We start from the raw sequence: 6,450 nt of genomic DNA on the forward strand, positions 1-6,450 counted from the left end.
AGTTGCGCCGCGGCGTCCATCTTGGATTTGGACCGCGCTCGGCATCTTGATGGCGATAGCTTCGTCTGCCGCGGTCATTGCGGCTTTCGCGGTCTATGCGGCTGCAACGCGCCCCGTCGGCGAGGGCGAGCTCTTCCTTGACGATGGTCGGGAAGTCGCCGCACGGCTCGGCAGCGGCGCGCCGGGTGTCGATGACCTGCGACGGGTTCGCAACAGCCTCGAGATCGAGGCGGTCAGCTTCTTCGGCTCTGATGGGATCGTGGAGGCGTCCACGTCGGAGAGTCTCATTGGATCCTCTCCCGGCAGCCCCACTGTTGCGCGATTGGTGGAGCAGAGCCGATTCGGGGCGATCGCGGCTCCCTTGGCACTGCCGGTGCTCGTTGATGGTGTTGTTGAGTGGACGCCGGGTGAAATCGTCTACGAAGTGGTACAGCCCTTGTTGGACGGCCGTGCGGTTCTATTGACCTACGACATTTCCGAGCTGCTCAGCAGGCGCAGTTCAGCCGGTGGCGCCCCTCCGATCACGCTGGAGTTGCTCGGCTTGGGAGTAGTGCTGATCGGGGTGACGCTGGCCTTGTTCGTGGGCAGAAATCGAACCGCCCGGACGTTTCGTCAGTTTGCCGTCGAGTCTGAGTATCTGAGGAGGGAATCTGAAGCGCTCACCATCCACAACAGAGAACTCGATGTTGCACGTCGGACTGCCGAACGAGCCTTTGAACTCGCCGAGGAGAAGAACCGCATTCGATCCGAATTCGTGCTGATGATCAACCACGAGCTCCGGACACCCCTTACCGGAGTAGTCACGGGCGCCGAACTGTTGAAGTCGAGTGGGACCGTCAGCGACTCCACGTGGTCTGAGGTGCTGGACGACGTCGTCGACGGTGCGCGACGACTGAATGAGATGATCGATCAGATTCTGTCGGTAGCGCGAATCGAGAATGGAGCGCTCTTCTTCGAGCTTCATGAGGTTCAGGTCTCTGACCTGATCGACCGGTTGCTTGCAGGCACCCCCAGATTCTCGTATGACGACGGCTCGAATCTCGGTTCGGCATCGATAGAAACAGACGCCACGAGCGTCGTCAGCCTCGTGCACTCGCTTGCAGGCAACGCCTTCACTCACGGCGCCACCACCGTGTCGATCACGGCCACGGATGAGATCCCGTTCGAGCCCATGGTCGAAGTTGGGAAGAGGCCTGAGCAGCCTCTGTTCCTGGTCGTGCGCGACGACGGACCGGGAATCGACACCGATTTCTTGCCTCGAGCTTTCGAGAAGTTCGAGAAGCGGAGTCCGAGCTCCGGAACAGGCCTCGGGCTCTATATCGCCCGCGTCACCGTCGAGGCGCTGCGGGGGTCGATCCTGGCCACCACATCGCCTGCCGGCACTTCGCTTGCGATCGCTCTGCCCCGCACGGCCGAGAACATGGCGGCCGCATGAGGCACTTTCTGGTCGCTTTGGCATTGCTCAGCACCGGCTGCGCGCCCCAACTCGCACCTGAAGAGGGTGTATCCGTACGACTCGCCGAGTTTCGGGTCGAAGCTGCCGGAACGTTCGTGGCCGGGTCCAACCTGATCACCGTCTCGAACGACGGCAAGTTCGGCCACACCCTCGTGGTCGCGGGTCGAGACGGCGATGTGGTGGCGGCGTCGCCGGTCGTCGGCCCGGGAGACCGGATCGAGTTCACTCTGGACCTGTCGCCCGGGATCTACGAGTTGAGTTGCCGAATGGTGATTCAGACCGAAGAAGGGCGGCTCGTCGATCACTATGAGGAAGGCATGATCGCCACTATCGAGGTCGGCGAACCAGCCTGAATCCGGTCCCGGCGCGCTGGCCGGTCGAGCTTGCCTCACCCCTGTACGTTGCGGCTATTGCGCGATACGATTGAGGGGCGGGTGGAGGTTGGTAGACAGGCCCCACCTCCCCGCCTCCCCCTGTCAGATGCGGCCCCAAGACCGCAGCGGCCTCCGCCCGCACGGCACGCCGCACCGGTCGGTTGAAGTCATCCCCGGCCGGTTTCCCGGATCGGCAACGACTCCCGGCCAGGGCGGCGACCCCCATGGCAGGGGCGTCCTGCCTCCCGGTGCAGGCTCGGGCGGCGCGGGTGGTCAGCCAATGACTCCGAGGCCGAGTAGAAGCATCGCGACAGCGCCGATACCGGCCACTCCGACCCAGATCCACGCACCGAAGTCGAATACCCGCGGGCCGTATCCCTGGCCTGAGATTTCGCTCCTGACGTGCCGGAAAGCAATTATCGCCGCGATGAAGAATGCAGCTGAAAAGAAGAGTGCAGGTGTGTTCATGAACCGCACAGTAATCGGTATCGCCCGTCGCCAACGGTAGGTGCCCAGGCGACCCAAGGAGGTGCAGCGCCCGCCATCGCGCCAATCCTCGCCGGACGGATATCGGGCAGCCCCAAAGAAGCCCCCCGGGACGTGACTTGCCCAGTGGCGTGAGGTTTCACCCGGCAGGAATCACCGGCCGGGGTGGCGACGGACTCGGCTGCCTGTGTTTGGAGGTGGGGCGCTCTCAGCCCCAGCCAAGCTCGTGCAGGCGTGCATCGTCGATACCCAGGTGGTGTGCGATTTCGTGAAGTACGGTGGTTCGGATCTCGGCTCGAAGGGCATCTCGTTCAAGGCCGAGTTCCAGATGAGCTTGGCGGAAGACCGTGATTTGATCGGGCATGACTCCGAAGTAATCGATGCCCCGTTCGGCGAGCGACACTCCTTCATAGAGCCCGAGCAAACCGTCGCCGGCCGGGTCCTGGTCGGTCGTGGGCTCATCCTCCACGACGACCACCAGGTTGTCGATGCGCGCGGTTACCCAGTCTGGTAGCTCGTCGAGAGCTTCATCAACAAGTCGCTCGAAGTCGGCGCGGTCCATCCGCAGTATTCAAGTCGATGACCGGGTTGGGTGGCCACCGCCTTCCCTCGCGGCATCGACGATTCCGTGCCGTCGACGGTCCTGGCTACAATCCCACGCTACAGCCCGACCCATTGGCTGGGGCGATTAGCTCAGCGGGAGAGCGCTGCCTTCACACGGCAGAGGTCACTGGTTCGATCCCAGTATCGCCCACCCAGAATCCTCTGCGGCCCGAGGGTATTCGGCCTGTCGCATACTCCGTTCTCGGGATCCGCTGGCATGTGCGGGTTGGTCTGGGCGCCGGTCTCCCGGTAGCTTGCCGTGATGACCGACTTCACGCAGCTGCCTTCGGACCTCCCCGTACCAGTCGATGACGGGCGCGCCGACCACCTGCAAGGCCTACTGCTGCCGGATATCGAGCTGGATGTGGCAGGTGGGGGCCGCCTCCCGCTTGCCGGTGATTCGTCGCATCGCTGGTCGGTGATCTACGTCTATCCACGAACCGGCGGTCCGGGGATAGAACTGCCAGATGATTGGGACATGATTCCCGGAGCCCGTGGTTGTACACCGCAGAGCTGCGCGTTTCGCGATCATCACGAAGAGTTGGTTGATCTGGACGCTTCTGTAGTCGGTATCAGTGCGCAGCCCATCGATGAGCAGGAGGCGTTCGCGAGTCGGATGCACATTCCGTTCCCGCTTCTCAATGACTCGAATCTTCGGCTCGCTGCACCGGAGTTGTCTCTCCCGACCTTCACGGTCGGTGGGATGACGCTCTACCGTCGAATCACGCTCATTGCGAAACGCTCGGTTGTGCGCCGTGTCTTCTACCCCGTGTTCCCTCCCAACGACAATGCGTCCGACGTGCTGGGGTGGTTGAAGACAAACCAGTAGTGACGACGGACAGGGTCCAATCTGCGCTGGCTGAGAGATATGACTCAAGCCGCGCCTTCATGGGTCCGAGTGGCCGGTAGTTGAGTCCGCCTTGATGATTCACCCGCGACCACATGACAACCAGCAATGACCGGTGATGACCGTGAACACCCGGTGGTCAGACCCCAGACAACCGGGGATGTTCGGTGGTGACCGGTGATGACCGATGGTGTCGGTTTCGCATTCACACAGCATGAGTCACTGAAGGCCTCACAGTGGTGCCCGTAACACGCAACGAACTCCCACGTCATTGGCGGTTCCTGGATCTCCGGGCCGGCAGCGAAGGTGGGGGAGAGGCGTTTCGGGCGGACGGCTGCTCTGGTGACCTGACTCGCCTGAGGGCAGAGGTCAAGAAGACGGCGCGGAGCGGATGCGCAGTTCAACCAGCGAGGCCAATGCGCCGTTCTGCGCTAGCTCAATTCAGCCGACCAGCTTCAAGTCACTCTTCGTTCTGCGTGGGTTCAGCAACGAATCGGTAGTAGATCAGTTCTCCGGTCTCGTCTCCTCCGAGCCCCGGCTGCTGGATGTAGAGGGTGACAACCAGCGCTTGCCTGCCGTCGAGTTCTACGAGCGCGAGTGACGGGTTCGAAACAGAGGCCGAGGCTCGGTGGGTGAGAATGAAGACATGTTCCGATGGTGGCTCTGCCGGTGGTCCTGGTATCGGTTCCGACCACGACTCTGGAATGGAGACCGTATCAGCGTCGACCCCGAATTGCGCCCGGTCGGCTGCTCCGGTTCCCTCGTCGTAGATCAAGACCCGAAAGGAACTCCAGTCGTCGAGGATGAATGAAGCCTCCAGGAAGGTGAACCTGTGCCCGAGGAAATCCAGGGTGGCACGGTCGCCGATGCTCCCCGCATACCCCTGGAACAAGACGGCACGGTCGAGAAGGGCCGCTGGCTCAGCGTCCCAGGTTACCCAGTCCGTGGTTCCTCGGGCTTGACGGTCGACTTCGCACTCGGCGTAGTAGTGGAATCCGAACTCGACGCGGGTGCTGCTCGCGGTGTCGATGTTTGGCGTGCCTTCCCCGCATTCGGACAACTGACGTGGTGCGTCGAACACCTTGCCCGGCTCGGCTCCGAGGAGCGCATCCCACGACGGGTAGTAGGCGAGACGGATCCAAGCTTCGTCCTCGGCAGGGGGTTCTTGTTCCCAAGCCACCACGAACCCACCATCTTCCGTTTCCTTGATGGTTGGTTGGGAGGCATACTCGGCGAGGTCGGCTCGCCAAGTCCAGTCCAGCAGGTTGGTCGATGTGGCGAGCGCAACCTTGAACGAAGGGCCGGTCTGCGGAGTCCAGAAGTAGACCGCCGCGTACTCCGACTCGCCAACCTGTATCACCTCCATGGGGCCCATTGGTTCCCCGCGGTCGTCGGTCAACTGGTACCTGTAGCCGTCAGAGGAGGTCACATCCCACATGAGACCCAACAGCTCTGCCCGCGCATCATCGACGGTCGTGGTGTCGCTGGCGGGGCCGCATGCCACAGCGACGATCGCCACCAGCACACCAGGTACGAGGCGCATCCGCGTCCGAGATGACCATTGCCGTCGGCGACTCAACCTCAGACGGCTGACAATCGTCTGTCCTGATCGATTGGGCCAGAAAAGTGTGCAGGCCCATTCAGCCACGCCGACCCCCATTCTGGAGGCGAACCTCTGCCCCAGTGCCCGTTCCCTTCGGCTGTTCGGTCCACTCCGGTTTCCAACGAGCGGCGATCACGGCAGCGGTAAGCCACGTCACCAGCATGAGGGGTCCACCGACACTCACAAATGCGAGTATCCCTGCGGCAGTTCCGAGCGGGATCAGAGACAACGGCCGCCTCCGCGCCCGGCCTCTCACCGCAAGGACTACTGCCAGCGCCATGTTGCTGAGGAGGATGCCCGCGGTCCCGATGACGAAGAGCACGAACCCCCAATCCTGGCCAAACCCGTCCTCGACGATGTTGACAGCGCTGTTCCAGGCCGCGGTCGCTCCAGCGACCAAAGCCAGCCTCACGACCCACTTCCCCCCGATCATCCTCCCGAAAGCCGGCACGGCGAACGCCAAAGTGAGAATCGTCCCACTGAACCACAAGACATAGGGCCACTGAGATTGTGTCGCGGACGCTTCTGCTGTCGGCCGAACCACCACCCAGTACACGAACATGGCTATGCCGGTCACCAGGTTCACACCCACCCGAGCACCGCGAGAGTCGAGGAATACCACCGTCTCGTCTCCAAGAGGATCGACGCGTCCCAGGGTCGCCGACGTCTCGCCACGCTCGAGGACCGCCGAACCACCAACCCAGACCCACGTCTCCACGAACGGTCGCGAGGCACGGAGCCGTATGTGCATGAGGAAAAGCCAGGATCACCTGGCCGAGCCACGCCTCTGGCGATGATGTTACACCACCCGCATGGACAGTGCTCCGAGTAGTTCGATTTCCTCGACCGACAGGAACCTCACTTCGTTGGTTTCGATCTTGGGCAGGTTCGTGTTCAGGCAGGGTGATGCTTTGATCTTGGAATGCTCGAAATGTTGACGGACAGTGACGGTTTATCCGTTGGTTCTAGGCCTTTCGGCCCTATCGAAGTCTCCGTTGCCGGGGTTGCATAACCCGGCGCGAGGGCAGGCCTCGTGCCGCCGATCCCGGGGAGGGCAAATGGCAATCTTCAAGAAGCGCGT

The 6,450-nt window shown here is 62.4% G+C and carries 7 protein-coding genes and 1 tRNA gene; 4 read left to right on the forward strand and 4 right to left on the reverse strand.

Annotated features, from left to right (window positions below):
* Together VLT15_03700 and VLT15_03705 are read left to right on the forward strand one after the other, a co-directional pair.
* Nucleotides 1-1,435: HAMP domain-containing sensor histidine kinase (locus VLT15_03700; GenBank protein ID HSR44321.1), on the forward strand; the 1,435-nt coding region annotated here is incomplete at its 5' end.
* On the forward strand, nucleotides 1,432-1,809 hold the full coding sequence (locus VLT15_03705) for a hypothetical protein (protein HSR44322.1): 378 nt from the start codon (nucleotides 1,432-1,434) through the stop codon (nucleotides 1,807-1,809). The genes VLT15_03700 and VLT15_03705, both read left to right, overlap by 4 nt.
* 294 nt (nucleotides 1,810-2,103) lie before the next feature.
* Here the strand turns inward: VLT15_03705 and VLT15_03710 are convergent, their stop codons facing one another.
* Nucleotides 2,104-2,298: a hypothetical protein gene (locus tag VLT15_03710; protein ID HSR44323.1), complete on the reverse strand. Its 195-nt coding sequence runs from the start codon at nucleotides 2,296-2,298 to the stop codon at nucleotides 2,104-2,106.
* A 226-nt stretch (nucleotides 2,299-2,524) separates the two neighbouring features.
* Nucleotides 2,525-2,887 carry a metallopeptidase family protein gene (locus VLT15_03715; protein HSR44324.1) on the reverse strand — a complete coding sequence of 121 codons (363 nt, stop codon included), beginning with the start codon at nucleotides 2,885-2,887 and terminating at the stop codon, nucleotides 2,525-2,527.
* 111 nt (nucleotides 2,888-2,998) lie between these two features.
* Here VLT15_03715 and VLT15_03720 point away from each other — a divergent pair.
* A tRNA-Val gene (locus tag VLT15_03720) sits at nucleotides 2,999-3,070 on the forward strand.
* A 111-nt stretch (nucleotides 3,071-3,181) separates the two neighbouring features.
* Entirely contained in the window at nucleotides 3,182-3,748 is a 567-nt protein-coding gene (locus VLT15_03725) for a peroxiredoxin (protein HSR44325.1), read from the forward strand.
* Nucleotides 3,749-4,226: 478 nt separating this feature from the next.
* On the opposite strand, the gene VLT15_03730 is transcribed toward VLT15_03725, so the two are convergent.
* Both VLT15_03730 and VLT15_03735 read right to left on the reverse strand, forming a co-directional pair.
* Nucleotides 4,227-5,309: a hypothetical protein gene (locus VLT15_03730; protein ID HSR44326.1), complete on the reverse strand. Its 1,083-nt coding sequence runs from the start codon at nucleotides 5,307-5,309 to the stop codon at nucleotides 4,227-4,229.
* Between the two features lie 97 nt (nucleotides 5,310-5,406).
* Nucleotides 5,407-6,120: a hypothetical protein gene (locus tag VLT15_03735; GenBank protein HSR44327.1), complete on the reverse strand. Its 714-nt coding sequence runs from the start codon at nucleotides 6,118-6,120 to the stop codon at nucleotides 5,407-5,409.
* Nucleotides 6,121-6,450 lie beyond the last annotated feature (330 nt).

It is taken from the genome of Acidimicrobiia bacterium, assembly GCA_035471805.1.
In the GTDB taxonomy this organism is placed as follows: Bacteria; Actinomycetota; Acidimicrobiia; order Spongiisociales; family JAHEDJ01; genus JAHEDJ01.